Source organism: Pseudomonas sp. 102515 (assembly GCF_031085165.1).
In the GTDB taxonomy this organism is placed as follows: domain Bacteria; phylum Pseudomonadota; class Gammaproteobacteria; order Pseudomonadales; family Pseudomonadaceae; genus Chryseomonas.
On the sequence record NZ_JAVHTY010000005.1, the window covers coordinates 242,458 to 267,409 of the forward strand.

Here is a 24,952-nt window from a genome sequence, read left to right on the forward strand (position 1 = left end):
GTTCGGCGCCCTACCCCCACCCGTCGGCGACGGCTCCTGCCATCCCGACCCCGATCCGCCTCGCAGCGTCCGGACGTCTGGCGGCCTAGGCCGCGACGTCCATGAATTCGGGATGCTCGACCAAGGCGCGCGGGCTGCAGACCAGCCAGGGCACGTCGCGTTGGAAGACACCTTCCAGAAAGAAGTGCAGGCCCGACGGCACGCTGTCGGCGTGCTCGCGATAGGCCTCGATGTCGAAATGCTGCATACCCAGGACTTCGTCAACCGCCAACCCGACGAAGAGGTCGCCATGGTCGACGATCAGGATGCGCCGCTGTTTGCGCAGGGCCTGGATCTTCACGCCGAGGAACTGCCCGAGGTCGGCGATCGGCAGCAGGCGACCGCGCACGTTGGCCACACCCTTGAGCCACGGCTTGACGCCGGGCAACGCGGTGAAACGCGGCTCCGGCAGGATCTCGCTGACCTCGCCCATGGGAATCACGAAACGCAATTCACCGAGGCGGAAGCCGATACCGCTCCAGCTGCGCTGGTTTTCCTGTTGCGCCGGCAGACCGGCTGCCCGCTCGCGGCAGCGCAGATCGATCAGGCGCAAGAGTTCGTAGGGCGTGGTGGCGTCGCTCATAGGATTCCCTGCCCAGTGGGGCGCTGCCGTGAGAAACGGACGTCAGGCCTCAGCCTTGCAGGACACCCGCCAGGGTGCGCAGCAGGGTGTCTTCGTCGATGGGCTTGGTGAGGTAGTCCTTGGCGCCCTGGCGCTTGCCCCAGACCTTGTCGGTTTCCTGGTCCTTGGTGGTGACGATGACCACCGGAATATGGCTGGTCTCGGCATCCTTGGTCAGCTGCCGGGTAGCCTGGAAGCCGTTGAGGCCGGGCATGACGATATCCATCAGGACCGCGTCCGGCTTCTCCTGGCGGGCCAGGGCGACGCCGTCGGCGCCGTTCTCGGCCTTGAGCACCTGATGACCATGCTTTTCCAGCATGGCGGTGAGCTTGTACATCTCGGTGGGAGAGTCGTCGACGATCAGAATTCGAGCCATGAAAATTTCCTACTAGATAGAATCGCCCGCCTCAGGACACTCAGGACGCTTGTTCGAGCGGAGTGAAACTGGGGACGTGGGTCTTGATCGCACCGATCAGCTCTTCTTTGCTGAAGGGTTTGGTGAGGTACTGGTCAGAGCCGACGATGCGCCCCTTGGCCTTGTCGAAGAGTCCGTCACGGGAGGAGAGCATGATGACGGGCGTCGCGCGGAAGGCGCTGTTGTTCTTGATCAGCGCGCAGGTCTGATAGCCATCCAGTCGCGGCATCATGATGTCCACGAAGATGATATGGGGGTGGCTATCGGCGATCTTGGCGAGCGCATCGAATCCATCGATGGCGGTGATGACCTCGCAGCCAACTTTCTTGAGCAGGGTCTCGGCGGTCCGACGAATCGTCTTCGAATCGTCGATCACCATGACCTTCAGCCCTTCCGAATACTGTTCCATGTTCAAGCTACCAGCTCATCGTCGAGGAAACGTGAATGATGTCGATCCGGGCACTTTGGCGGCGCCTCTTTGTAGCACACAATACCGTGACGTACCACGCAGATCCTCTGATGACGGACCACCGGCCCGCCCGCCACGACGATCGCGCAAGCATTGGCACTGGAGGGGATCGAAGGGCTATTCTGACGCCTTGCCCACGTAGAACCGAGGTCTAGCGTCAATGAGTATCCGCCTGGGGATCGTCATGGATCCCATCGAACGCATCTCGTATAAGAAGGACAGCTCCATGGCCATGCTGTGGGCGGCCAAGGCGCGCGGCTGGACCCTGCACTATTTCGAGATGCAGGACCTGTACCAGGTCGATGGCGAGGCCCGCGGCCGCGGTCGGCAGCTGGACGTGTTCCAGGATCCGGAGCGCTGGTTCGCCTTTGGCGGCGACGTCGACCTGCCCCTGCGCGAGCTGGACGTGATCCTGATGCGCAAGGATCCGCCCTTCGACAACGAATTCGTCTATGCCACCTACCTGCTGGAGCAGGCCGAGCGTGGCGGCACCCTGGTGGTCAACCGTCCCGCCAGCCTGCGCGACTGCAACGAGAAGTTCTTCGCCACCCTGTTTCCCGAGTTGGCGCCGCCGACCCTGGTCAGCCGTCGCGCCGACATCATCCGCGAATTCGCCCGCACCCACGGCGACGTCATCCTCAAGCCGCTGGACGGCATGGGCGGCAGCTCGGTGTTCCGCCACCGCGAAGGCGACCCCAATCTCTCGGTGATCCTCGAGACCCTGACCGCCCACGGTACCCAGCAGATCATCGCCCAGCGCTACCTGCCGGGCATCAAGGACGGCGACAAGCGCATCCTGATGATCGACGGCGAACCCGTGGACTATTGCCTGGCGCGTATCCCGGCCCAGGGCGAGACCCGCGGCAACCTGGCCGCCGGTGGCCGGGGCGTCGCCCAGCCGCTGTCGGCGCGGGATCGCGAGATCGCCGCCACGGTGGGCCCGGAACTGCGCAAGCGCGGCCTGCTCTTCGTCGGCCTTGACGTGATCGGCGAGCACCTCACCGAGATCAACGTCACCAGTCCGACCTGCATCCGCGAGATCGATGCGGCCTATGACACCCGCATCGCCGAGCGCCTCATGGACGTGATCGCGCAGAAACGCGCGGGCTGAGGCGAGGGTCCGTGCCGCCCGTGGCGGCATGGACAACCGCGGACACAATCCGCAGACTGGCGCCAGCCCTGCCGCGCGCCCTCTGCCCTTGCCGACCCAGTCAATGCCCAGCACCGCCTCCTCCCCCGCCAGCCAGGTTCGTCCCGCCGACCGCCTGGGCTTCACGCTGCTCATCGCGACCCTGCTGCACGTCGTGCTGATTCTCGGTGTCGGCTTTGCGCTGCCCGAGCCTACCCAGATCAGTCGCACCCTGGAGGTGACGCTGGCCAGCTTCAAGAGCGACGAGGCGCCCAAGCAGCCGGACTTCCTGGCCCAGGAAAACCAGCAGGGCAGCGGCACTCTGGACAAGGCGGTGGCGCCGAGCACGCCGGTGCAGGCGCCTTTCCACGACAGCGAAATCCGCCAGGCCGCCCCGCCGGCCCGCAAGCCTGCGGCGGATCGAGCCCAGGCGCCCAAGGCGGCGGTGACCACCCGCGTCGCACGCCCCACCAAGGCCGAACCCAGTCGCGAGACGCCGGAGCGGGAGCAGCGCGATGCGCCCAGCCCCGAGTCCGACAGCCAGGCCGCCGAACTCGCCAGCCTGGAAGCCCAGCTGGCCGAGGAGCGCCAGCAATACGCCAAGCGGCCGAAGATCTGGCGGATCAACGCCGCCTCGACGCAAAAGGACAAGGGCGCCCGCTACAAGGAAGAATGGCGGCGCAAGATCGAGCGCATCGGCAATCTCAACTACCCCGAGCAGGCCAAGCGCGACCGGCTCTACGGCAGCCTGCGTCTGCTGGTGGCCATCAACAAGGACGGCTCGCTCTACGAGGTCCAGGTGCTGGAATCCTCGGGACGCCCGGTACTGGACCAGGCGGCGCTGCGCATCGTCCGGCTGGCGGCGCCCTTCGCCCCCTTCAGCGGCGATCTGGCCGACATCGACCGGCTGGAGATCATCCGCACCTGGCGCTTCGAGCGTGGCGACCGCCTGTCCAGTCAATAGCCCGGGACGCCGTTGGACTTGAAGCCGGACCGCGCAACCGGGAAACTTGCCGGTCATGAAGCCGACCTCCAGCACTACCCTACAGCACCAGCTCCTGATCGCCATGCCGCAGATGGACGATCCCAATTTCGCCGAGACGGTGATCTACCTCGTCGACCACGGCCCGGATGGCGCCATGGGCCTGGTGATCAATCGCCCCAATGGCCTGCACCTGGACGACCTGCTCGAACAGCTGCGTCCTGAGATACCGGCCACCCTGGAAGATGCCCAGGTCGTACTCTATGCCGGCGGCCCGGTACAGACCGATCGCGGCTTCGTGCTGCACGAAGCCGGCCCGGTGTTCCAGAACACCCTCGAGCTCGAGGCACTCAGCCTGACCACCTCGCCGGACGTGCTCTTCGCCCTCTCCGACGGCACCGGCCCGAGCCGCCACCTGATCACCCTGGGCTACAGCGGCTGGGGTCCTGGCCAGCTGGAAGAAGAACTGGCGGCCAATCTCTGGCTCACCACCCCGGCCACCAGCGCCCTGCTGTTCGAGACGCCGAGCGAGCAGCGCCTCGGCGCGGCCGCCGCCCTGCTGGGCGTCGACCTGCGCCTGCTCTCGCGCCAGGCGGGCCACGCATGAGCGCGCCCAGCGGCCTCTACCTGGGCTTCGACTACGGCACCCGGCAGATCGGCGTCGCCGTCGGCCAGGCCGTGACCGGCCAGGCCCGTGAACTGCTCACCCTCAAGGCGCAGAACGGCGTGCCCGACTGGCAACACATCCTGCGCCTGCTGGACGAGTGGCGGCCCACCGCCCTGGTGGTCGGTCTGCCACTGAACATGGACGGCACGCCCAGCGAGATGAGCGAGCGCGCCGAACGTTTCGCCCGCCGCCTGCAGGGGCGCTACGGCCTGCCCGTGCATACCCATGACGAACGCCTCACCACCTATGCCGCCAAGGGCGAGCGCCTGCAGGGCGGTCAGCGCGACGGTTATCGCGAACGCCCGGTGGACGCCCTTGCCGCCGCCCTTCTCCTGGAAGGCTGGCTGACCCAACAACTGGAACGGGCCGCGCGCCCGCAATCGGAGTAGCCATGCACCTGCCCTCTCCCGCCGAGCTCCTGCCGCGGCTGGCCGCCGACCTGCGCCTGTCGCTGGATCGCCGTGGCATCACCGATCCCGGCTTCGTCGGCATCCACACCGGCGGCCTCTGGGTCGCCGAGGCCCTGCTGGCCGAACTCGGCCTGGACACCCCGCTGGGCAGCCTGGACGTCTCCTTCTACCGCGACGACTTCACCCAGAAGGGCCTGCACCCGCAGGTGCGCCCCTCGGCCCTGCCGTTCGAGATCGACGGTCGCCACTTGGTGCTGGTGGACGATGTGCTGATGAGCGGGCGCACCGTGCGCGCGGCGCTCAACGAACTCTTCGACTATGGCCGTCCCGCCAGTGTGACCCTGGTCTGCCTGCTGGACGTCAATGCCCGCGAATTGCCGATCCAGCCCGACGTGGTGGGCGCCACCCTGAGCCTGGCCCCCACCCAGCGCGTCAAGCTGACCGGACCCTCGCCGCTCGCCCTCGAATACCGCGACGTCCCCGCCGCCTGACCTGGATTCGCTGCCATGACCGACGCTACGCGCTCGCTGCAACTCAACGCCCAGGGCCAATTGCGCCATTTCCTGTCACTCGACGACCTGCCCGCCGAACTCCTCACCGAATTGCTCGATACCGCCGACTCCTTTCTGGAGGTCGGTGCCCGGGCGGTGAAGAAGGTGCCACTGCTGCGCGGCAAGACCGTGTGCAACGTCTTCTTCGAGAATTCGACGCGCACCCGCACCACCTTCGAACTGGCGGCCAAGCGGCTGTCGGCGGACGTCATCACCCTCAACGTCTCCACCTCCTCCACCAGCAAGGGCGAGACGCTGTTCGACACCCTGCGCAACCTGGAGGCCATGGCTGCCGACATGTTCGTGGTGCGCCACGCCGATTCCGGCGCCGCCCACTTCATCGCCGAGCACGTCTGCCCGGATGTGGCCATCATCAATGGCGGTGACGGCCGCCACGCGCACCCCACCCAGGGCATGCTCGACATGCTGACCATCCGCCGCCACAAGGGCGACTTCGCCAACCTCTCGGTGGCCATCGTCGGCGACATCCTGCACTCCCGGGTCGCCCGCTCCGACATGCTGGCGCTGCGCACCCTGGGCTGCCGCGACATCCGCGTGATCGCGCCGCGCACCCTGCTGCCGGTCGGCCTCGAAGAGCTCTATGGCGTGCGCACCTGTACCGACCTGGCCGAGGGCTTGGACGGCGTGGACGTGGTGATCATGCTGCGCCTGCAGCGCGAGCGCATGCAGGGCGGCCTGCTGCCCAGCGAAGGCGAGTACTACCGGCTGTTCGGCCTGACCCGCCAGCGCCTGGCCCGCGCCAAGCCCGACGCCATCGTCATGCACCCCGGCCCGATCAACCGCGGCGTCGAGATCGAATCGGCGGTCGCCGATGGCGAGCAGTCGGTCATCCTGAACCAGGTCACCTACGGCATCGCGGTCCGCATGGCGGTGCTGTCGATGACCATGAGCGGGCAGACGGCCCAGCGTCAGCTACAGGAGAATGCGCAGTGAGCCTGAGCATCCGCAATGCCCGGGTGATCGACCCGGCCACCGGCCTCGACCAGGTCAACGACGTCCATGTCGACCAGGGTCGCATCCTCGCCCTGGGCGAAGCGCCCCAGGACTTCCAGGCCGACGAGCAGCTGGACGCCAGCGGCCTGATCCTGGCGCCCGGCCTGGTCGACCTGGATGTGGCCCTGTGCGAACCGGGCCTGACCCGCAAGGGCAATGTCGACAGCGAGACCCGCGCCGCCGCGGCCGGAGGCGTCACCAGCCTGTGCTGCCCACCCACCACCCGCCCGGTGCTGGACACCACCGCCGTGGCCGAGCTCATCCTCGACCGGGCGCGCACTGCCGATCATGCCCGCGTCCACCCCATCGGCGCCCTGACCAAGGGCCTGGCCGGCGAGCAGCTGGCGGAGCTGATGGCCTTGCGCGACGCCGGTTGCGTGGCCTTCACCAACGGCCTGCAGCCCTTCGAGAATCTGCGGGTGCAGCGGCGCGCGCTGGAATATGCCGCCACCTTCGACCTCACCGTGGTCTTTACCGCCCTGGACGCCGATCTGGCCCACGGCGGCCTGGCCCATGAAGGGCCCACCGCCAGTTTCCTGGGACTCACCGGGATCCCGGAGACCGCGGAAACCATCGCCCTGTCGCGTGACCTGCTGCTGGTGGAACAGAGCGGCGTACGCGCCCACTTCGGGCAGCTGACCAGTGCCCGCGCGGTGGAGATGATCGCCGCCGCCCAGGCCCGTGGCCTGCCGGTGACCGCCGATGTGGCGCTCTACCAGCTGCTGCTCACCGACGAGGCGCTGCAGGGCTTTTCCAGTCTCTACCACGTCAAGCCGCCGCTGCGTACCGCGCGTGACCGCGACGCCCTGAGAGCCGGGGTGCGTGACGGTGTGATCGGTGCCATCTCCAGCCACCACCAGCCCCATGAAGCGGACGCCAAGCTGGCGCCCTTCGCCGCCACCGAGCCGGGCATCAGCAGTGTCGAATTGCTGCTGCCGCTGGCCCTGACCCTGGTGACCGACGGCCTGCTGGATCTGCCGACCCTGCTGGCACGCCTGACCAGTGGCCCGGCCCAGGCGCTGCGCCTCGCGGCGGGCCGCCTGGCCAAGGACCTGCCGGCGGACCTGGTGCTGTTCGCCCAGCAGCCGACCCCCCAGGCTGCGACCCCCTGGCTGTCCCGCGGCCGCAACTGCCCCTTCCAGGGCCTCACCCTGGCGGGACGCATCGAACGTACCCTGGTGGGTGGCCGCACCACCTACCGACGCGACGCCTGAATAGAAGAAGGGGCTCCATGGAGCCCCTTCCTTTTGTCATTCAGCCGGAGCTAGCGCACCAGTCGCCGGCGATTCTCTTCGGAAATCTGCGAATTGAGCGTCCAGAAGTCGTAGAGCACGCCCAGCAGGAAGAAACCCGCCGTAAAGAAATAGAGGATGGCGGTGACCCACTTGCCCAGGTAAAGGCGGTGGACGCCGAAGATGCCGAGAAAGGTCAGCAGGATCCAGCCCAGGCTGTAGTTGAGGGAGCCGGACTGAAAACGCAGATCCGCCTCGCGATCCATGGCCGGGATCAGGAACAGGTCGATCAGCCAGCCGATGCCCAGCAGGCCTAGGGTGCAGAACCAGATCGTGCCGGTGACCGGCTTGCCATAGTAGAAGCGATGGGCGCCGAGAAAACCGAAGATCCACAGCAGATAGCCCATGACCTTGCTGTGGGTGTCCTGATACCGCATGCCTACGACCTCGCGACTGAAGGAAAAGACCCGCCTTACCTACACCCTTACCTTCACCGTGACTTTATGTCGAAAACTGGATGAATGCCCAGGGAGTCTCACTGGTTGGCGCTCAAGGGACCTCACTTTCCGCTAAAAATTACACAATTTCTTGATGAGAGGTGCACAAAATATCCACAGGGTTGGTATAGAATCCCTCGCTTCGATCTTCAGACACCCCTACGACAATGCGTTTATTTCTTCTGACATGGCTCTCCGCCTGTCTTGTACTGCCAGCGGCGGTGCAAGCGAAAGAGAACTCTGCAGCGCGCACTGCCGCTCCGGTCCACAAGGTCGCAGCCCGGCATGTCACCGCCGCCTCAGCTCCCAAGACCGCCGCCCGGCACGCCTCCGCCGCTCCCGCGCCCAAGGCCACCACTCGCCGCGTCGCGAAGGTGGACCCTACCCAGGCAGCCTCCGCGGCCCGCGCCAAGCACGCCGCCCGCGCCACCAGCGCCCTGCACCGTAAGCAGGCCACCGCCCAGGCTGCCACCCGCAACGTCGGTGCCCAGGTCGCGACCCGGGCCATGGACCTGGTCGGTACGCCCTATCGCTTCGGCGGTACCAATCCGCAGAACGGCCTGGATTGCAGCGGCCTGGTGAACTACGTCTATCGCGACGTGCACAACGTCAAGCTGCCGCGTACGTCCCGGGAGCTGGCCCAGCTCAAGGGACCCAAGGTCGCCCGTGGCGATCTCAAGGCCGGCGACCTGGTGTTCTTCAAGACCGGTCAGCGCAGCGGCATCGATCACGTCGCCATCTACCTGGGCAACGATCGCTTCGTCCATGCCCCGCGCAGTGGCGAGAGCGTACGCGTCGACCACCTGAGCAAGCCCTACTGGACCAAGCGGTTCGCGTCGGCCAAGCGCGTGCTGCAGCAGCCCACCACCCTGGCGGCGGAAACCGATCCCGTCGCGGACAAGCCGCGTACCAAGCGTACCCGCAAGTCCTGATCCCTCCCCCCTCGCTCCGCCGGGCACTACCGCCCGGCGGAGTGTCGCTCCACTCGGCGCCGCCCGGCGCAAAGCCATTGAACGACGCTCCGCTTCCTGGATACTGTATGCAATCACAGTCCAGGAGATCTCGATGGAGCTCGCCGACAAGCTGATCATTCTCGCCGATGCCGCCAAGTACGACGTGTCCTGCGCCAGCAGCGGCGCGCCCAAACGCAGCTCGAAGGGCAAGGACGGCCTGGGCTCGACCGATGGCATGGGCATCTGCCACAGCTTCACCCCCGATGGGCGCTGCGTGGCGCTGCTCAAGGTGCTGCTGACCAACTTCTGCCAGTACGACTGCCAATACTGCGTCAATCGTCGCAGCAGCAACGTGCCGCGGGCGCGCTTCACGCCCGAGGAAGTGGTGCAGCTGACCCTCGACTTCTACCGACGCAATGTCATCAGCGGGCTGTTCCTCAGCTCCGGCATCATTCGCTCCTCCAACTACACCATGGAGCAGATGACCCGAGTGGCCCAGCTGTTGCGCGAACAGCATCAGTTCCGCGGCTACATCCACCTCAAGACCATTCCCGACGCCGATCCGGAGATCATCGCCCAGGCGGGCCTCTATGCCGATCGCCTGTCGGTGAACATCGAGCTGCCCACCGAGAGCAGCCTGATCAAGCTGGCGCCGGAAAAGAACGGCAGCAGCATCCGCAAGACCATGGGCAACATCCGCCTGGGCCTGGAGGAAGCCGAGGCCGAAGCCAAGGCGCCGCGCTTCGCCCCGGCGGGCCAGAGCACCCAGATGATCGTGGGTGCCGATGCCACCGACGACCGCACCATCCTCGATACCGCCCAGACGCTGTATGGCGCCTATCGCCTCAAGCGCGTCTACTACTCGGCCTTCAGCCCCATCCCGGAAAGCCCGGGTACGGTGCCGCTGCAACCGCCGCCGCTGCTGCGCGAGCACCGCCTGTACCAGGCCGACTTCCTCATGCGCGGCTATGGCTTCCAGGCGGAGGAGCTGCCCACCGAAGACGGGCAGCTGCCACTGGACGTCGATCCCAAGCTGGCCTGGGCGCTGCACAATCGCGCCATCTTCCCGCTGGATCTCAATCGCGCCGACCAGGCGCTGATCGCCCGGGTACCCGGCATCGGCGTCCTTTCGGCCAAGCGGCTGGTGGAGCTTAGGCGCGAGCGGCGCATCCGCTACGCCGATCTGATCCGCCTGAAATGCAGCGTGGAGAAGGCGCGCCCCTTCATCGTCACCCAGGACTATCGCCCGCAACCGCGCCTGGCCGAGTCCCTGGACCTGCGCCGGCAACTCGCCGAACCGCCCGCCCAGCTCGCCCTGCTCTAGATGCAGAGAGTCGATTTCGACGGCACCTTCGCCGGCTGGCGCAAGGAAGCGCGGCGGCTACTGCAAGCGGGTATCCCGCCGGCGCAGGTGAGCTGGCAGGAGAGCCGCGGCCTGGGCGATCTGTTCGACGAACCGGTCGAGGTCACGGCGCCTCCGCCCAGCGGCGCCATACGCATCCCGCCACAACTGGCCGAGGCCCTGAACTACGCCGCCTGCTTTCGCAGCGATGATCGCTGGGCATTGCTCTATCAGGTGCTCTGGCGGGTCGCCCGGGGCGAACGCGCGGCGATGCTGGCCGGTGACGAGGACGGCAGCGAATTGCAGCGCCGGGTCAAGGCGATCCGTCGCGAGATTCACCATGTGCATGCCTTCCTGCGCTTTCGTCCGCGTGCGGAAAGCGCCGGTCCGCCGGCCTGGGTGGCCTGGCACCAACCGGCCCACGACGTCCTGGCCCTGGCGGCGCCACATTTCTGCGACCGCATGGGCAACAGCAGCTGGCTGATCGCTACCCCCGAGGCGGCCGCACTCTGGGACGGCCAGGCGCTGCAACTGGTGGAGCCCTGCCCCGCCGAGTTGCAGCGCCTGGCCCGGCAGACGCCGGAAGATGACGACCGCAATGCCGGTGACGAACTCTGGCGCGCCTATTACCGCAGTACCTTCAATCCGGCGCGGGCCAATCCGCGTACCCTGAGGAGCAACATGCCGGCGCGCTTCTGGAAGGATCTGCCGGAAGGGCCGCTCATCCCGGCGCTGCTCAGCGAGGCCCGAGCCGGCGCCCAGCGCCTGGCCCAGGCCGAGGCCGTGGGTCGCCAGAGCGGTCGCGAGGTATTGATCGCCGCGGAACGTGCACAGCCGGAGCGACCGTTGCCCACCACCCTCGACGAGTGTCGTCGCTGCGAGCTGTGGGAAAAGGCCACCCAGCCGGTGGCCGGCGAAGGCCCGCGCACCGCGCGCATTCTGCTGCTGGGCGAACAGCCCGGTGATCAGGAGGATCTGGCGGGTCGGCCCTTCGTCGGTCCGGCCGGCCAGGTGCTGATGACGGCCCTGGCCGAGGCCGGCCTCGAGCGCAGCGAGGTCTTTCTGACCAACGCGGTCAAGCACTTCAAGTGGATCCCCCAGGGCCGGAGACGCAAGCACGTCACCCCGGGACCGGAGATCGCCCCGTGCCGCTACTGGCTGGAGCAGGAATTGCGCGACATCCAGCCGACCGTGGTGGTAGCCCTGGGCTCGACCGCCCTGGAGGCCCTGCTCAAACGCAAGCCACGGGGCCTGGCGCAATTCATGGGAAGACCGTTGCGGCTGGACGAACGCTGGATCATCGCCACCTATCACCCCTCGTACATCCTGCGCACCCCGGATGCCGAGCAGCAGGAGCAGGCGCGCCAGGCGCTGGTCACTGCCCTGCGCGAGGCCAGGACGCTGGCAGCCGAAGGCGAAGGCTAGCGGAAGCGCTTGGGCGGGTCCTCGCCCATGTCCACCGAGAGGTTGCGGGTGATCTGATTGAGGTGATCGGCATCCGTTTCCGAACCCAGCTTGATCAGCAGGCGCAGGTCGTTGGCGGAATCGGCGTGGGCCAGGGCCGCCTCGTAGCTGATCTCGCCGTCGCGATAGAGGCCGTAGAGCGACTGGTCGAAGGTCTGCATGCCCAATTCCCCGGACTTCTTCATCAGCGCCTTGAGTTCGTGCACCTCGCCCTTGCGGATCAGGTCGGCGACCAGCGGGGTATTGAGCAGCACCTCGATCACCGCGCGGCGTCCCTGGCCATCGGTGGTGGGCACCAGTTGCTGGGCGACGATGCCCTTGAGGTTGAGCGACAGGTCCATCCAGGTCTGGCCGTGCCGATCGGCCGGGAAGAAGTGGATGATGCGATCCAGCGCCTGGTTGGCGTTGTTGGCGTGCAGGGTGGCCAGGCAGAGGTGGCCGGTCTCGGCGAAGGCCAGGGCGTGCTCCATGGTGTCGCGGCTACGGATCTCGCCGATCATGATGACGTCCGGCGCCTGGCGCAGGGTGTTCTTCAGCGCCACCTCGAAGGACTCGGTGTCGATGCCCACCTCGCGCTGGGTGACGATGCAGCCCTGGTGCTGGTGGATGTATTCGATGGGGTCCTCGATGGAGATGATGTGCCCCGCCGAGTTCTTGTTGCGGTGACCGATCATGGCCGCCAGCGAGGTGGACTTGCCGGTGCCGGTGGCGCCGACGAAGATCACCAGGCCACGCTTGGTCATGGCCAGCTTCTTGATGATCTCCGGCAGGCGCAGCTGCTCCACCGTGGGGATGTTGACCTCGATGCGGCGCAGCACCATGCCCACCAGGTTGCGCTGATAGAAGGCGCTGACCCGGAAGCGGCCGATGCCGCGGGCGCTGATGGCGAAGTTGCACTCGCGCTTCTGCTGGAATTCCTGGCGCTGCTCGTCGTTCATCACCCCCAGCACGATGGCTCGGCACTGCTCGGGCGTGAGCGAATCCTTGGTGACCGGCGTCATGCGCCCGTTGATCTTCATCGAAGGAGGCACGCCGGTGGTGATGAAGAGGTCGGATGCCCCCTTGTCCACCATCAGTTGCAGGAACCTGTCGAAATCCATCAGAAGTTCTCCGGCGTCTTGGCCTTCTCGCGGGCCGCGTCGCGGCTGATCAGCCCCTTGGCCAAGAGCGCCTTGAGGCACATGTCCAGGGTCTGCATGCCCAGGCCGCCACCGGTCTGGATCGAGGAATACATCTGCGCCACCTTGTCCTCGCGGATCAGGTTACGGATGGCCGGGGTGCCGATCATGATCTCGTGGGCCGCCACCCGGCCGCCGCCGACCTTCTTGAGCAGGGTCTGGGAGACCACCGCCTGCAGGGATTCGGACAGCATGGAGCGCACCATGGATTTTTCTTCCGCCGGAAAGACGTCCACCACCCGGTCGATGGTCTTGGCCGCCGAGGTGGTGTGCAGGGTGCCGAACACCAGGTGCCCGGTCTCGGCCGCGGTCAGCGCCAGGCGGATGGTCTCCAGGTCGCGCAGCTCGCCTACCAGGATGATGTCCGGGTCCTCGCGCAGCGCCGAGCGCAGGGCCTCGGAGAAGCCCAGGGTGTCGCGGTGCACCTCGCGCTGGTTGACCAGGCACTTCTTGGATTCATGGACGAATTCGATGGGATCCTCGATGGTGAGGATGTGGTGGTACTTGGTGTTGTTGAGATAGTCGAGCATGGCCGCCAGGGTGGTGGACTTGCCCGAACCGGTCGGCCCGGTCACCAGCACCAGGCCGCGTGGCACGTCGGTGATCTTCTTGAACACCTCGCCCATGCCCAGCTCTTCCATGCTCAGCACCTTGGAAGGGATGGTCCGGAACACCGCACCGGCGCCGCGATTCTGGTTGAAGGCGTTGACCCGGAAGCGCGCCACGCCCGGCACCTCGAAGGAGAAGTCGGTCTCCAGGAATTCCTCGAAGTCCTTGCGCTGCTTGTCGTTCATGATGTCGTAGATCAGCGCGTGCACCTGCTTGTGCTCGAAGGCCGGCAGGTTGATGCGGCGCACGTCGCCGTCGACGCGGATCATCGGCGGCAGGCCGGCGGACAGGTGCAGGTCGGAGGCGCCTTGCCGCGCGGAAAAGGCCAGCAATTCGGTGATATCCATGGGACTCCCAGATGTCGAGCAAGCAGGTAGAATGCCGCGCAGCACTGGCGGTCTGACCTGGTCACCGCCACTCACTCATCCGGTACGCCGAGGCCTGCCGGATGCGCCGACGCAAGCAGGGGCTGAATGTCCACGATAGCCGAGAATAGCGCAACCGTACTCGAACGCATCGCCGCCGCCAGCCGGACGGCAGGCCGCGATCCCGCGACTGTCGGCCTGCTGGCGGTGAGCAAGACCAAGCCCGCCGCCGCCTTGCGCGAGGCCGCCGCCGCCGGCCTGCGCGACTTTGGCGAGAACTACCTGCAGGAGGCGCTGGACAAGCAGCCGGCGCTGGCCGACCTGCCACTGGTGTGGCATTTCATCGGCCCCATCCAGTCCAACAAGACCCGCGCCATCGCCAGCCACTTCGACTGGGTGCATTCGGTGGATCGCCTGAAGATCGCCCAGCGCCTGGCCGAACAGCGTCCGCCCGAGCGCGGGCCGCTGAACATCTGCCTGCAGGTCAACGTCAGTGGTGAAGCCAGCAAGTCCGGCTGCCACCCCGACGACCTGCCGGCCTTGGCCGCCGCGGTCAACCAGTTGCCCAACCTGCGCCTGCGTGGCCTGATGGCCATCCCCGAACCCACCGAGGACCCGGCCAGCCAGCGCACCGCCTTCGCCCGGCTGCGAACCCTGGGCGAAGCCCTGAACCTGGGCCTGGACACCCTGTCCATGGGCATGAGCCAGGATCTGGAAGCCGCCATCGCCGAGGGCGCCACCTGGGTCCGCGTCGGTACCGCCCTCTTTGGCGCCCGCGACTACGGCGCCGCCTCTTCAACCTAGGAAGTCTCGATGAAAGACACCCGCATCGCCTTCATCGGCGCCGGCAACATGGCCGGCGCCATCATCGGCGGGCTGCTCGCCCAGGGCGTGCCGGCCCGGCAGCTCAGCGCCAGCAATCGCAACCCAGCCAAGCGCGAAGCGCTGGCCCGGGAGCACGGCATCCGCGTCGAGGCCAGCAACAGCGCCGTGCTCGCCGACGCCGACGTGGTGGTGCTAGGGGTGAAGCCCCAGGTGATGGGCGAGGTCTGCGCCGAACTGGCGCCGCACCTGCGTCCGGAGCAGCTGATCGTCTCGGTCGCGGCCGGCATCACCTGCGCCAGCCTGACACGCTGGCTGGGCCAGCGCCCGCTGGTGCGCTGCATGCCCAACGTCCCCTCCCAGCTGCGCCTGGGTGCCAGCGGCCTGTTCGCCAATGACCAGGTCACCACCGAGCAGCGCGCCCGCGCCCAGGAAATCCTCGCCGCGGTCGGCCTGGCCCTGTGGGTCGAGGAAGAACGGCAACTGGACGCGGTCACCGCCGTCTCCGGCAGTGGCCCGGCCTATTTCTTCCTGCTGATGGAAGCCATGACCCAGGCCGGCACCAAGCTCGGCCTGCCGGCTGAGGTCGCCCAGCAGTTGACCCTGCACACCGCCCGCGGCGCCGCCGCCATGGCCTGTCAGGGCGACCGCAGTCCCGAACAATTGCGTCGTTCGGTGATGTCCCCCAAGGGCACCACCGAGCGCGCCATCGAAACCTTCCAAGCCGGGGCCTTCGCGGATCTGGTGGAAGAAGCCCTCACCGCCGCGGCCGACCGGGCTGCGGAACTGGCCCAGTTGCCGGATCGATAAGGAGTATCCATGTCCGCTTTCGCCCAAGCCCTCGTCTACGTCATCCAGACCCTCGGCAGCCTCTATCTGCTGATCATCCTGCTGCGCTTCATCCTGCAACTGGTCCGGGCCGACTTCTACAACCCGCTGTCGCAATTCACCGTGCGCGCCACCCAGCCGCTGCTCAAGCCGGTACGGCGCATCATCCCCGGCTTCGGCGGCGTCGATCTGGCGGCCCTGGTACTGGCGATCCTGGTCCAGCTGGCGCTGATGATGGTCGTGGTGGTACTGCTCGGCGCCAGCATCGGCGGTCTGTTCCCCGCCCTGCTGATCTGGGCCCTGCTCGGCGTGGCGTCGCTGTTCCTCAAGGTGTTCTTCTTCGCCCTGATCGTCAGCGTCATCCTCTCCTGGGTCGCGCCCCAGACCCACAATCCGGCGGCCGAACTGGTCAACCAGATCTGTGAGCCGTTGCTGGCCCCCTTCCGCCGCATCCTGCCCAGCCTGGGTGGCCTGGATCTGTCGCCGATCTTCGCCTTCATCGTGATCAATCTGCTGGACCGCTTCGTCATCGGCCAGTTGGCCGCGGCCACCGGCATGCCGCAGATTCTCGCCCCCTTCCTCTGACGCTCGACCGGCAGCACCATTCGCGCACCCGCCACGACCGCCCGCCGCGTCGTGGCGGAGGCGGCATTGACGTCCCGCTGGACGCTGGGGCACCGTCCAGCCTTTGCTGTCCAGGTCAAGGAAGTCCCCTATGGAACGCCTGTTCCGCCACGTCGATGCCTATGCCACGTGGAAAGCCGAACTCGATACCCAATTGGGCCGCTACCGCGACTGGTTGCAGCGTAATCGTCTCGCCTCCCCGGCCCTGGACGCCGCCCTGGCGACCTGCCAGAGCGAATTGCAGGCCGACGGCATCACCCTGGCCTTCGCCGGCGAGTTCTCGCGCGGCAAGACCGAGCTGATCAACGCCCTCTTCTTCGCCGACTACGGCCAGCGCATGCTGCCGTCCCAGGCCGGGCGCACCACCATGTGCCCCACCGAGATCTTCTTCGACGCCGCGACCGACGGCCCCTATCTGCAGCTGCTGCCCATCGACAGCCGCCTGGACGAACGCAGCCTGGTCGCCTGGCGCAAGGCGCCCGAGGCCTGGCAGCGCTTCCCCCTGGACGACCGCCACCCGGACGCCATGGCGGCCCTGCTGGCCAAGGTCACCGAGACCCGCGAGGTGGAAACCGCCGCTGCCGTGCAGCTGGGCTTCGATCCCGAGCAGCTGGAACAACTCGACAGCGGCGGCCTGGTCAGCATCCCGGCCTGGCGCCACGCGCTGATCAGCATCGACCATCCGCTGCTGCGCCAGGGCCTGCGCATCCTCGACACCCCCGGCCTCAACGCCCTGGGCGCCGAACCGGAACTGACCCTGTCGCTGCTGCCCCATGCCCAGGCCGTGCTCTTTCTCATCGGTGCCGACACCGGCGTGACCGCCTCGGACCTCGCGCTCTGGGAGCAGTGCGTCAAGCCGTCCCTGGGCGATGCCCCGGAGCGGCTGTTCGCGGTGATGAACAAGATCGACAGCCTCTGGGACGACCTCGGTGGCATCGCCCATGTCGCCCAGTCCCTGGAAAACGTCCGCCAGGCCAGCGCCCGGCAACTGGCGCTGCCGGCCGAGCACATCCTGCCGCTGTCGGCCAAGCAGGCGCTGCTGGGCAAGGTCCGCGGCGATCTGGAACTGCTCGCGCGCAGCCAGCTGGACAGCCTCGAACAGCTGCTCGCCGAACGCATCGTCGGCGCCCGCGAGCGCCTGTTGCAGCAGCGCATCGTGCAGCAGGCCAGTGGCCTGCTGGGCGCCAGCCGCACGCTCATCGAACAGCGCCTGGAAGCCATCCGCGCCCAGTACGCGCAGCTGGCCGACGAGGAACTGCCCGGTGCCGGCCTGGAGTTGCAGACCGCTCGCACACGCCAGGAATACGATCTGTACCACCGTCGCCTGCTGGATCTGCGTACCACCCAGAACATGCTGGCCGGGCAGCGCAAGCTGCTGACCGACCTGGTCGCACCGGAGCGCCTGGACGCCCACCTGGACACCGCCCGCCGGGAATTCCGCACCAGCCTGACCACCGTCGGCATCAACCAGTCCATCGCCCGCTTCTTCCGTGTGGTCGAGCATGACCTGCTGGCCCTGGACAACGAGGCGGACCGGGCCAACAAGGTGCTCGGCGCGGTCTACCAGCGGCACAATGTCGAGAATCCGCTGCACCCCCTGGAAGCGCCGCGGCTGCGCATCCGCCCCTATGTCCGCGAGCTGCGCCAGCTGCAACTCAAGACCGAGGAGGTCCAGCGCCAGGTCAAGACCCTGCTCACCGAGCAGAGCGCCCTGGGACGCCGCTTCTTCGCTACCGTGGCCCAGGAGGTCCAGGCGCTGCAGGAAGGCGCCTACGCCCAGGTGCTGCGCTGGAACGACGGTGCCCTGACCCCGCTGGTGCAGCACACCCGCGAGCAGAAGCAGTTGCTGGAAACCAGCATGCTGGCGCTCAAGCAGCTCACCCAGCAGAATCTCAACAGCCAGGAGCAGGTAAGCCGGCTGCAGGTGCACGAGGACGTCCTGCACGGGCAGCTCAGCGAGGTCAGCGACATGCTCAAGCAGATCAATCGGCCGGCGCCGTCCCAGCGCCACGACAACGTGGTCGCGCTGCCGCTGGCGCGGGTCGGCTAGCCCTGCCCGCCACCCGTGGCGTGGTCCCTGACCGCCGCGCCGCGCCTGCCCTTGCCGCTCCCGGCGGTGCTCTTTAGACTGGCGAGCCCCGCCCCGGACGAGCCGTCAATGCCCAGCGTCATTCCCGAAGATTCCGTCGGCCTGGTCACCCCCGAGCTGCTGCACTTCAACGAGCCCCTGGCCCTGGCCTGTGGCCGCACCCTGCCGGCCTACGACCTGATGGTCGAGACCTATGGCGAGCTCAACGCCAGCCGCAGCAACGCCGTGCTGATCTGCCACGCGCTCTCCGGCCATCACCACGCGGCCGGCTACCACAGCCTGGACGACCGCAAGCCGGGCTGGTGGGACAGCTGCATCGGTCCCGGCAAGCCCATCGACACCCGCAAGTTCTTCGTGGTCGCCCTCAACAACCTGGGCGGCTGCAACGGCTCCACCGGTCCGAGCAGTCCGAACCCCGAGACCGGTCGGGCCTATGGCGCGGACTTCCCGGTGCTGACCGTGGAAGACTGGGTCAACAGCCAGGCCCGCCTGGCCGATCGCCTGGGCATCGGCCAATGGGCGGCGGTGATCGGTGGCAGCCTGGGCGGCATGCAGGCGCTGCAGTGGACCATCAGCTATCCCGAGCGCATCCGCCACTGCCTGGCCATCGCTTCGGCGCCCAAGCTGTCGGCGGAAAACATCGCCTTCAACGAGGTGGCGCGCCAGGCCATCCTTTCGGACCCGGATTTCCACGCCGGCCACTTCCAGGAAAAGGGCGTGATCCCCAAGCGCGGCCTGATGCTGGCACGCATGGTCGGCCACATCACCTACCTGTCCGACGAGGCCATGGGCGCGAAATTCGGCCGCGAACTCAAGACCGACCAGCTCAACTACGACTTCCACAGCGTCGAATTCCAGGTGGAGAGCTACCTGCGCTACCAGGGCGAGGAATTCTCCGGCCGTTTCGACGCCAACACCTACCTGCTGATGACCAAGGCGCTGGATTACTTCGATCCGGCCCACGCCCAGGGCGGCGACCTGGCCAAGACCCTGGCCGGGGTGCAGGCGCGCTTCCTGATCGTCTCCTTCACCACCGACTGGCGTTTCTCGCCGGCGCGCTCCAAGGAGATCGTCAACGCCCTGATGGCCGCGCGCAAGGACGTCAGCTACCTAGAGGTCGACGCCCCCCAGGGCCACGACGCCTTCCTCATCCCCATCCCGCGCTATCTGCAGGCCTTCTCCCACTACATGACCCGCATCGAGGTATAGCTGCCGTGCGCGCCGATCTGGACATCATTCAGGAATGGATCCCCGCCGGCAGCCGGGTCCTCGACCTCGGTTGCGGCACCGGCGAGTTGCTCGCCTGGCTGCGCGATCACAAGCAGGTCACCGGCTACGGCCTGGAGATCGACCCGGACAAGATCGCCGAATGCCTGCTCAAGGACGTCAACGTCATCGAGCAGGATCTCGATGGCGGTCTGGCCAACTTCGCCAGCGACAGCTTCGACGTGGTGGTCATGACCCAGTCGCTGCAGGCCATGCAGTATCCGGATCGCATCCTCCAGGAGATGCTCAGGGTCGGTCGCCAGTGCATCATCACCTTTCCCAACTTCGGTCACTGGCGTTGCCGCCTGTACCTGGGCGGCCGGGGACGGATGCCGGTCTCCGACTTCCTGCCCTACACCTGGTACAACACGCCGAACATCCACTTCTGCACCTTCGAGGACTTCGAGCGCCTCTGCCGCGAGCAGCGCGCCCAGGTGCTGGATCGTCTCGCCGTGGACCGCCTGCATCGTCATGGCTGGGCCAGCAAGCTGTGGCCGAACCTGCTCGGCGAGATCGGTATCTACCGGGTCAGCGCACCGCGCCTGCAGGAACATCGCGTCGCGATATGACGTAAGGCACGGGCAGCGCAGCCAGCCTGGGCACGGCTTCGCGTACAATACGTCGCCCTTCTCAACGCGACGCGGTGTCCCCCATGTCCGACCTTACCGAACTGGTTCTCGCCAGCCACAACGCCGGCAAGCTCAAGGAACTCCAGGCCATGCTCGGCGACCGGGTGCGGGTGCGCTCGGTGGGCGAATTCAGCCAGGTGGAGCCGGAGGAGACCGGCCTGTCCTTCGTCGAGAACGCCATCCTCAAGGCGCGCAACGCGGCGCGGCTGTCCGGCCTGCCGGCCCTGGCCGACGATTCGGGCCTGGCGGTGGACGCCCTCGGCGGCGCCCCCGGCATCTATTCCGCCCGCTACGCCGACGGCAAGGGCGATGCCGCCAACAACGCCAAGCTGCTCGACGTTCTGCGCGACGTCCCCGACGCCGAGCGTACCGGCCAGTTCGTCTGCGTGCTGGCCCTGGTGCGCCACGCCGACGACCCCTTGCCGATCCTTTGCGAGGGCCTCTGGCCCGGGCGTATCCTCCATGCCGCCCAGGGCGAGCATGGCTTCGGCTACGATCCGCTGTTCCAGCCCGATGGCGAAGCGGTCTCCGCCGCCGAACTGGCACCGGCGGAAAAGAACCAGCGCAGCCATCGCGCCCGCGCCATGGCCCAGCTCAAGCAACGGCTCGGCCTGTGACCCAGGTGTTCGCCCTGCCGCCACTGGCGCTCTACGTCCATATCCCCTGGTGCGTGCGCAAGTGCCCCTATTGCGACTTCAATTCCCATGCGGCCGGCCCGACCCTGCCGGAAGCGGAGTATGTCGACGCCTTGCTGGCGGATCTGGACAACGACCTGGTGCACGTCCATGGCCGCTCGCTGACCTCGATCTTCTTTGGCGGCGGCACGCCCAGTCTGTTTTCCGCCGAGGCCCTGGGCCGCCTGCTGGACGGCGTGGCCCGGCGGCTGACCTTCGCGCCGGACATCGAGATCACCCTGGAAGCCAATCCCGGCACCTTCGAGCAGGCCAAGTTCGTCGCCTATCGCGGTCTGGGCATCAATCGGCTGTCGATCGGCATCCAGAGCTTCCAGGACGCCAAGCTCAAGGCCCTGGGGCGCATCCACGGCCGCGACGAGGCCATCCGCGCCGCCGACCGGGCGCGCGCCGCCGGCTTCGACAATTTCAACCTGGACCTCATGCACGGCCTGCCCGACCAGAGCGTGGCCGATGCCCTCGGCGATCTGGAGCAGGCCATCGCGCTCGCGCCCACGCACCTGTCCTGGTACCAGCTGACCATGGAGCCCAACACCGTGTTCTGGAGCCAGCCGCCGGAGCTGCCCGAAGACGACACCCTCTGGGACATCCAGGAAGCCGGCCAGGCGCGCCTGGCGGCCGCCGGCTACCACCAGTACGAGACCTCCGCCTATGCCCAGCCCGGGCGCCAGGCGCGGCACAATCTCAACTACTGGGGCTTCGGCGACTTCCTCGGCATCGGCGCGGGCGCCCACGCCAAGCTCAGCGCCCCGGACGGTACCCTGCTGCGCACCTGGAAGACCCGCCTGCCCAAGGACTATCTGGACCCGGCCAAGGCCTTCCAGGCCGGCGCGAAACCACTGGCGCCGGCCGATCTGCCCTTCGATTTCATGATGAACGCCCTGCGCCTGGTGGACGGGGTGCCCGCCGCCTGGTATCCGCAGCGGACCGGCCAGTCCCTGGACAGCCTGGCGCCCGCGCTGGCCGCGGCACGCCGCGCCGGCCTGCTGGCCGAGGATGCGCAGCGCCTGCGCCCCACCGCCCGCGGCCAGCTGTTCCTGAACGACCTCTTGCAATCCTTTCTGCCTGACTGACGAGGAGCTCTGCCTTGGACTTCGTGCTCGACCATATCGCCGACCTCTCCCGCTGGAGCCGCAGCCACCTGGACGAGGTGGCCCTGGCCGTCACCGCCACCCTGCTGGTGCTGTTCGGCAGCCAGGTCAACGCCTTCATCCAGGCGCGCCTGGGCAGCCTGCCGACCGCCGTTCGGGTACCGGCCTTCGCCCTGGCCTGCCTGGCCATCTATGGCGCCGCCATGACCTTCCTGACCCCCTGGGTGGTCAAGGGCCTGGCACAGTTCAACAACTATGCCCTGGCCCCGGTGCTGCTGATCGGCGTCTGCCTGCTGGGCGTGCTGGCCGAACGACGCAGCTAGCGACAGCGGGCGCGGATGCCTTCCAGCAGGCATTCCAGGGGTTGCGGTCGACCCAGCAGGAAGCCCTGGAAGGTGTCCACGCCCAGGTCCTTGAGCAATTCGAACTGGGCCGGGGTTTCCACCCCTTCGGCGACGATCTGCATCTCCAGCGCCCGACACAGGCTGACGATGCCGGCCAGCAGCTGCCGGGATCGGTCATCGGCGTCCACCGCCAGCAGAAAGCTGCCGTCGATCTTGATGGTGTCGAAGGGCAAGCGGTGCAGATAGCCCAGCGATGAATAGCCGGTACCGAAATCGTCCATCGCCACGCGAAAACCCTGCTCGCGCAAGGCGGCCAGGCGCCGCTCCGGCGTGCCCTGCTGCAGGAATACCGACTCGGTCACCTCCAACTCCAGTGCCTTGGGCTCGATGCCGAATTCGGCGCAGGCGGCCGCCAGAACCTCGGCCAATTCATCATCGGCCACCTGCAGCGGCGAGATGTTGACCGCCACCGGGATCTGCAGACCGGCGTCCTGCAGGGCCCGGGCGCAACCGGCGGCCCGGCGGATCGCCAGTCGCCCGAGGGCCGAGGCCATGCCGTTCTGCTCGGCCAGGGCCACGAAGACGTTGGGCGGCACCGCCCCGACGCCCGGACAGTTCCAGCGCGCCAGCAACTCGGCGCTGACCATGCGCTGGCGGGCATCGAACTTGGGCTGCAGGACGAAGGTGATGAGCTCCGCCTCGATGGCGCCGTGCAGATGGGCCAGCAGGGTCACCTTGCTGCGCGCCTCGCTGGTCAACTGGGGATCGTAGCAGCGCACCCGGCTCTTGCCGGCGGCCTTGGCCGCGTACATGGCGGCATCGGCATTGCGCAACAGGGTCTCCACATCCAGTCCCTCTTCGGGCGCCAGACTCAGGCCGATGCTGGCCGATACCCGGATATCGTGGCCGGCGATGCACTGCTGCCGGCCCACCGCCTGCACCAGTTGCTCGGCGACCTGACGGGCCTGGTCGTGATCGGTCACGTCCAGCAGGGCGACGAATTCATCGCCGCCCCAGCGCGCCAGCACCTCGCCGGCCCCCAGCACCTGGCGCAACTCGCGTACCAGGGCGCAGAGCAATTCGTCACCGGCGGCGTGGCCCAGGGAGTCGTTGACCTCCTTGAAGCCGTCCACATCGATGAACAGCACCGCCAGGTTGCCGGTCTCTTCGAGCTCCTGCAGGCGCGTCTCGAAGTCCTTATAGAAGGAGGTACGATTGGGCAACTGGGTCAGGGCGTCGCTGAGCGCCATGCGCTCCAGCGCCTGCTCGGCGCGCTTGCGCTCGGTGATGTCCCTCAGGCTGGCGACCACATAGCCTTCGCGATCCGCCTCGCCGGCGAAGCGACTCAGACTGATCTCCACCGGCGTGACACGCTTGGCGGAGACGTGGAACTGGGCTTCGCACAGGGCATAGCCGTCGCGCTCGAAGGTGCGGATGGCCGCCTCGGGCAACTTGATGTAGTGCGACAGGTACTGGCCACTGACACTGCGCTCCGCGCTGAGCATCAGGGCGCGCAGGGCATCGTTGGCTTCGATGATCTGACCGCTTTCGGTCAGCACCGCCATGGCGTCGCGGCAGAGGGCGAAGGCCGAGGCGATCAGGTGCGACGAACGCTCGGTGCGCTGCCGCGCGCTGCGCTCGACTTCCAGCCAGCGCCTTACGGCGTGCAACTCGGCCGCTGGCGAGTCGGGGCGTACCCGGTCCGTCATCGGACCCGCCCTTCACGAAGGGCGGCGCGAGGCCGGTTGGCGTTCTTGGGGTAGGCTGACATCCAGGTGTCTCTGCGAATTCGACTGCAACCGCCATCACAGCAGGGCAATTGGCCATCATGCCAATTGCCCGTCGGCAGCTCAAGGTCGATTCGTCAGCGATACACGGTCAGCTCTGGCGTTCGAACTTGAGATCCCAGACGCCATGCCCCAGGCGTTCGCCACGGCGTTCGAACTTGGTGATGGGTCTTTCCTCGGGGCGCGGCACAAAGCCCGAGGCGTCGCCGAGGTTACGATAACCCGGGGCGGCGTTCATGATCTCGAGCATGTGTTCGGCATAGGCCTGCCAATCGGTGGCCATGTGCAGCACCCCGCCGACCTTGAGCTTCTGCCGGACCAGTTCGGCGAAGGCCGGCTGGACGATCCGGCGCTTGTGGTGGCGGCTCTTGTGCCAGGGATCGGGAAAGAACAGCAGCACCCGGTCCAGGCTGGCATCGGCCACGCACTGGCGCAGCACCTCCAGGGCATCGCAGCTGTAGACCCGCAGATTGGTCAGCCCCTGGGTCATGGCGCCGTTGAGCAGCGCACCCACGCCCGGACGATGCACCTCGACGCCGATGAAATCCTGCTCCGGCGCGGCGGCGGCCATTTCCAGGGTGGAATGACCCATGCCGAAGCCGATCTCGAAGGTGCGCGGCGCCTGGCGTCCGAACACCTGGTCGAAATCCCGCAGGCCGTCGGTCAGCTCCAGACCGAAACGCGGCCAACCCTGGTCGAGACCGCGTTGCTGGCCTTCGGTCATTCGGCCGGCGCGCATCACGAAGCTCTTGATGGTGCGCCGGGGGCGGTCGGGGGTCTGGTCGTCTTGATGATCGGTCATGGCGTTATCGATAGTGGGAAAAAGAGACGCCCGGCAGAGG

The 24,952-nt window shown here is 67.3% G+C and carries 27 protein-coding genes; 19 read left to right on the plus strand and 8 right to left on the minus strand.

The annotated features are described in order from the left end of the window. Positions 1 to 85: 85 nt before the first annotated feature. Genes RCF34_RS19680 through pilG form a run of 3 tightly spaced genes read right to left on the minus strand, consistent with a single transcriptional unit; the run spans position 86 to position 1,485 of the window. Positions 86 to 622 (minus strand): chemotaxis protein CheW, encoded by a 537-nt coding sequence (locus RCF34_RS19680; protein WP_133861446.1) that lies wholly within the window; start codon positions 620 to 622, stop codon positions 86 to 88. Between the two features lie 49 nt (positions 623 to 671). Then, complete coding sequence (gene pilH / locus RCF34_RS19685) at positions 672 to 1,037, minus strand: twitching motility response regulator PilH (RefSeq protein WP_007161680.1); 366 nt, start codon at positions 1,035 to 1,037, stop codon at positions 672 to 674. Between the two features lie 40 nt (positions 1,038 to 1,077). After that, on the minus strand, positions 1,078 to 1,485 hold the full coding sequence (pilG, locus tag RCF34_RS19690) for a twitching motility response regulator PilG (RefSeq protein ID WP_007161679.1): 408 nt from the start codon (positions 1,483 to 1,485) through the stop codon (positions 1,078 to 1,080). Positions 1,486 to 1,705: 220 nt separating this feature from the next. On the opposite strand from pilG, the gene gshB reads away from it, so the two are divergent. The 7 genes from gshB (at position 1,706) to RCF34_RS19725 (ending at position 7,512) form a co-directional block, all read left to right on the plus strand. Continuing rightward, the gene (gene gshB, locus RCF34_RS19695) at positions 1,706 to 2,656 is read left to right on the plus strand and encodes a glutathione synthase (RefSeq protein WP_308709696.1); all 951 of its coding nucleotides are present in this window, start codon (positions 1,706 to 1,708) and stop codon (positions 2,654 to 2,656) included. 103 nt (positions 2,657 to 2,759) lie between these two features. Further along, positions 2,760 to 3,638 (plus strand): TonB family protein, encoded by an 879-nt coding sequence (locus tag RCF34_RS19700; protein WP_308709697.1) that lies wholly within the window; start codon positions 2,760 to 2,762, stop codon positions 3,636 to 3,638. A 55-nt stretch (positions 3,639 to 3,693) separates the two neighbouring features. Continuing rightward, positions 3,694 to 4,263 (plus strand): YqgE/AlgH family protein, encoded by a 570-nt coding sequence (locus RCF34_RS19705; RefSeq protein WP_308709698.1) that lies wholly within the window; start codon positions 3,694 to 3,696, stop codon positions 4,261 to 4,263. Next, on the plus strand, positions 4,260 to 4,712 hold the full coding sequence (gene ruvX / locus RCF34_RS19710) for a Holliday junction resolvase RuvX (protein ID WP_308709699.1): 453 nt from the start codon (positions 4,260 to 4,262) through the stop codon (positions 4,710 to 4,712). The genes RCF34_RS19705 and ruvX overlap by 4 nt, the downstream gene beginning before the upstream one ends. Before the next feature lie 2 nt (positions 4,713 to 4,714). Next, a complete protein-coding gene (gene pyrR / locus RCF34_RS19715; protein WP_158893599.1) occupies positions 4,715 to 5,224 on the plus strand; it encodes a bifunctional pyr operon transcriptional regulator/uracil phosphoribosyltransferase PyrR in 510 nt (169 codons plus the stop codon). Between the two features lie 15 nt (positions 5,225 to 5,239). After that, positions 5,240 to 6,238: an aspartate carbamoyltransferase catalytic subunit gene (locus RCF34_RS19720; protein WP_308709700.1), complete on the plus strand. Its 999-nt coding sequence runs from the start codon at positions 5,240 to 5,242 to the stop codon at positions 6,236 to 6,238. Next, complete coding sequence (locus RCF34_RS19725) at positions 6,235 to 7,512, plus strand: dihydroorotase (RefSeq protein WP_308709701.1); 1,278 nt, start codon at positions 6,235 to 6,237, stop codon at positions 7,510 to 7,512. The genes RCF34_RS19720 and RCF34_RS19725 overlap by 4 nt, the downstream gene beginning before the upstream one ends. Before the next feature lie 50 nt (positions 7,513 to 7,562). On the opposite strand, the gene RCF34_RS19730 is transcribed toward RCF34_RS19725, so the two are convergent. After that, the gene (locus RCF34_RS19730; RefSeq protein WP_308709702.1) at positions 7,563 to 7,967 is read right to left on the minus strand and encodes a TM2 domain-containing protein; all 405 of its coding nucleotides are present in this window, start codon (positions 7,965 to 7,967) and stop codon (positions 7,563 to 7,565) included. A gap of 281 nt (positions 7,968 to 8,248) precedes the next feature. Between RCF34_RS19730 and RCF34_RS19735 the strand changes: the two genes are divergently transcribed. The 3 genes from RCF34_RS19735 to RCF34_RS19745 all read left to right on the plus strand — a co-directional run bounded on the left by RCF34_RS19735 (position 8,249) and on the right by RCF34_RS19745 (position 11,747). Continuing rightward, on the plus strand, positions 8,249 to 8,959 hold the full coding sequence (locus RCF34_RS19735; protein ID WP_308709703.1) for a C40 family peptidase: 711 nt from the start codon (positions 8,249 to 8,251) through the stop codon (positions 8,957 to 8,959). Between the two features lie 133 nt (positions 8,960 to 9,092). Then, positions 9,093 to 10,304 (plus strand): putative DNA modification/repair radical SAM protein, encoded by a 1,212-nt coding sequence (locus RCF34_RS19740; protein ID WP_007161669.1) that lies wholly within the window; start codon positions 9,093 to 9,095, stop codon positions 10,302 to 10,304. Continuing rightward, positions 10,305 to 11,747 (plus strand): UdgX family uracil-DNA binding protein, encoded by a 1,443-nt coding sequence (locus RCF34_RS19745; RefSeq protein WP_308709704.1) that lies wholly within the window; start codon positions 10,305 to 10,307, stop codon positions 11,745 to 11,747. On the opposite strand, the gene RCF34_RS19750 is transcribed toward RCF34_RS19745, so the two are convergent. After that, entirely contained in the window at positions 11,744 to 12,886 is a 1,143-nt protein-coding gene (locus RCF34_RS19750; protein ID WP_308709705.1) for a PilT/PilU family type 4a pilus ATPase, read from the minus strand. The genes RCF34_RS19745 and RCF34_RS19750 overlap by 4 nt on opposite strands. Continuing rightward, the gene (gene pilT, locus RCF34_RS19755; RefSeq protein ID WP_007161666.1) at positions 12,886 to 13,920 is read right to left on the minus strand and encodes a type IV pilus twitching motility protein PilT; all 1,035 of its coding nucleotides are present in this window, start codon (positions 13,918 to 13,920) and stop codon (positions 12,886 to 12,888) included. The genes RCF34_RS19750 and pilT overlap by 1 nt, the downstream gene beginning before the upstream one ends. Positions 13,921 to 14,046: 126 nt before the next feature. On the opposite strand from pilT, the gene RCF34_RS19760 reads away from it, so the two are divergent. The 9 genes from RCF34_RS19760 to RCF34_RS19800 all read left to right on the plus strand — a co-directional run bounded on the left by RCF34_RS19760 (position 14,047) and on the right by RCF34_RS19800 (position 22,302). Further along, positions 14,047 to 14,742: a YggS family pyridoxal phosphate-dependent enzyme gene (locus RCF34_RS19760; RefSeq protein ID WP_308709706.1), complete on the plus strand. Its 696-nt coding sequence runs from the start codon at positions 14,047 to 14,049 to the stop codon at positions 14,740 to 14,742. A 9-nt stretch (positions 14,743 to 14,751) separates the two neighbouring features. Next, positions 14,752 to 15,570, plus strand: a complete 819-nt coding sequence (gene proC, locus RCF34_RS19765) for a pyrroline-5-carboxylate reductase (protein WP_308709707.1) — start codon at positions 14,752 to 14,754, stop codon at positions 15,568 to 15,570. Positions 15,571 to 15,579: 9 nt separating this feature from the next. Beyond that, complete coding sequence (locus RCF34_RS19770; RefSeq protein ID WP_017640989.1) at positions 15,580 to 16,173, plus strand: YggT family protein; 594 nt, start codon at positions 15,580 to 15,582, stop codon at positions 16,171 to 16,173. Positions 16,174 to 16,303: 130 nt separating this feature from the next. Beyond that, entirely contained in the window at positions 16,304 to 18,262 is a 1,959-nt protein-coding gene (locus RCF34_RS19775; RefSeq protein WP_308709708.1) for a dynamin family protein, read from the plus strand. A gap of 108 nt (positions 18,263 to 18,370) precedes the next feature. Continuing rightward, positions 18,371 to 19,510 (plus strand): homoserine O-acetyltransferase, encoded by a 1,140-nt coding sequence (locus RCF34_RS19780; RefSeq protein ID WP_308709709.1) that lies wholly within the window; start codon positions 18,371 to 18,373, stop codon positions 19,508 to 19,510. 5 nt (positions 19,511 to 19,515) lie between these two features. Then, positions 19,516 to 20,136 (plus strand): methionine biosynthesis protein MetW, encoded by a 621-nt coding sequence (gene metW / locus RCF34_RS19785; protein ID WP_007161660.1) that lies wholly within the window; start codon positions 19,516 to 19,518, stop codon positions 20,134 to 20,136. Between the two features lie 83 nt (positions 20,137 to 20,219). Further along, positions 20,220 to 20,813 (plus strand): RdgB/HAM1 family non-canonical purine NTP pyrophosphatase, encoded by a 594-nt coding sequence (rdgB, locus tag RCF34_RS19790; RefSeq protein ID WP_133861463.1) that lies wholly within the window; start codon positions 20,220 to 20,222, stop codon positions 20,811 to 20,813. Then, entirely contained in the window at positions 20,810 to 21,961 is a 1,152-nt protein-coding gene (gene hemW / locus RCF34_RS19795; protein WP_308709710.1) for a radical SAM family heme chaperone HemW, read from the plus strand. Before rdgB ends, hemW begins: the two co-directional genes overlap by 4 nt. A 14-nt stretch (positions 21,962 to 21,975) precedes the next feature. Next, the gene (locus RCF34_RS19800; protein WP_158893577.1) at positions 21,976 to 22,302 is read left to right on the plus strand and encodes a DUF3392 family protein; all 327 of its coding nucleotides are present in this window, start codon (positions 21,976 to 21,978) and stop codon (positions 22,300 to 22,302) included. Here RCF34_RS19800 and RCF34_RS19805 read toward each other — a convergent pair. Together RCF34_RS19805 and trmB are read right to left on the minus strand one after the other, a co-directional pair. Next, on the minus strand, positions 22,299 to 24,032 hold the full coding sequence (locus RCF34_RS19805) for an EAL domain-containing protein (RefSeq protein ID WP_308709711.1): 1,734 nt from the start codon (positions 24,030 to 24,032) through the stop codon (positions 22,299 to 22,301). The genes RCF34_RS19800 and RCF34_RS19805 overlap by 4 nt on opposite strands. A 169-nt stretch (positions 24,033 to 24,201) precedes the next feature. Further along, a complete protein-coding gene (gene trmB / locus RCF34_RS19810; RefSeq protein ID WP_308709712.1) occupies positions 24,202 to 24,912 on the minus strand; it encodes a tRNA (guanosine(46)-N7)-methyltransferase TrmB in 711 nt (236 codons plus the stop codon). Between the last annotated feature and the right edge of the window lie 40 nt (positions 24,913 to 24,952).

Excerpts from the sequence above, each read along its gene's own strand:
- RCF34_RS19750 (WP_308709705.1), bottom strand. The coding sequence starts at position 12,886 with ATGGATTTCGACAGGTTCCTGCAACTGATGGTGGACAAGGGGGCATCC.
- RCF34_RS19700 (WP_308709697.1), top strand. The coding sequence starts at position 2,760 with ATGCCCAGCACCGCCTCCTCCCCCGCCAGCCAGGTTCGTCCCGCCGAC.
- trmB (WP_308709712.1), bottom strand. The coding sequence starts at position 24,912 with ATGACCGATCATCAAGACGACCAGACCCCCGACCGCCCCCGGCGCACC.
- RCF34_RS19720 (WP_308709700.1), top strand. The coding sequence starts at position 5,240 with ATGACCGACGCTACGCGCTCGCTGCAACTCAACGCCCAGGGCCAATTG.
- RCF34_RS19680 (WP_133861446.1), bottom strand. The coding sequence starts at position 622 with ATGAGCGACGCCACCACGCCCTACGAACTCTTGCGCCTGATCGATCTG.
- RCF34_RS19760 (WP_308709706.1), top strand. The coding sequence starts at position 14,047 with ATGTCCACGATAGCCGAGAATAGCGCAACCGTACTCGAACGCATCGCC.
- RCF34_RS19705 (WP_308709698.1), top strand. The coding sequence starts at position 3,694 with ATGAAGCCGACCTCCAGCACTACCCTACAGCACCAGCTCCTGATCGCC.
- pyrR (WP_158893599.1), top strand. The coding sequence starts at position 4,715 with ATGCACCTGCCCTCTCCCGCCGAGCTCCTGCCGCGGCTGGCCGCCGAC.
- RCF34_RS19730 (WP_308709702.1), bottom strand. The coding sequence starts at position 7,967 with ATGCGGTATCAGGACACCCACAGCAAGGTCATGGGCTATCTGCTGTGG.
- RCF34_RS19780 (WP_308709709.1), top strand. The coding sequence starts at position 18,371 with ATGCCCAGCGTCATTCCCGAAGATTCCGTCGGCCTGGTCACCCCCGAG.
- gshB (WP_308709696.1), top strand. The coding sequence starts at position 1,706 with ATGAGTATCCGCCTGGGGATCGTCATGGATCCCATCGAACGCATCTCG.
- proC (WP_308709707.1), top strand. The coding sequence starts at position 14,752 with ATGAAAGACACCCGCATCGCCTTCATCGGCGCCGGCAACATGGCCGGC.
- rdgB (WP_133861463.1), top strand. The coding sequence starts at position 20,220 with ATGTCCGACCTTACCGAACTGGTTCTCGCCAGCCACAACGCCGGCAAG.
- pilT (WP_007161666.1), bottom strand. The coding sequence starts at position 13,920 with ATGGATATCACCGAATTGCTGGCCTTTTCCGCGCGGCAAGGCGCCTCC.
- RCF34_RS19770 (WP_017640989.1), top strand. The coding sequence starts at position 15,580 with ATGTCCGCTTTCGCCCAAGCCCTCGTCTACGTCATCCAGACCCTCGGC.
- RCF34_RS19775 (WP_308709708.1), top strand. The coding sequence starts at position 16,304 with ATGGAACGCCTGTTCCGCCACGTCGATGCCTATGCCACGTGGAAAGCC.
- RCF34_RS19740 (WP_007161669.1), top strand. The coding sequence starts at position 9,093 with ATGGAGCTCGCCGACAAGCTGATCATTCTCGCCGATGCCGCCAAGTAC.
- ruvX (WP_308709699.1), top strand. The coding sequence starts at position 4,260 with ATGAGCGCGCCCAGCGGCCTCTACCTGGGCTTCGACTACGGCACCCGG.
- RCF34_RS19805 (WP_308709711.1), bottom strand. The coding sequence starts at position 24,032 with ATGACGGACCGGGTACGCCCCGACTCGCCAGCGGCCGAGTTGCACGCC.
- pilH (WP_007161680.1), bottom strand. The coding sequence starts at position 1,037 with ATGGCTCGAATTCTGATCGTCGACGACTCTCCCACCGAGATGTACAAG.
- pilG (WP_007161679.1), bottom strand. The coding sequence starts at position 1,485 with ATGGAACAGTATTCGGAAGGGCTGAAGGTCATGGTGATCGACGATTCG.
- RCF34_RS19745 (WP_308709704.1), top strand. The coding sequence starts at position 10,305 with ATGCAGAGAGTCGATTTCGACGGCACCTTCGCCGGCTGGCGCAAGGAA.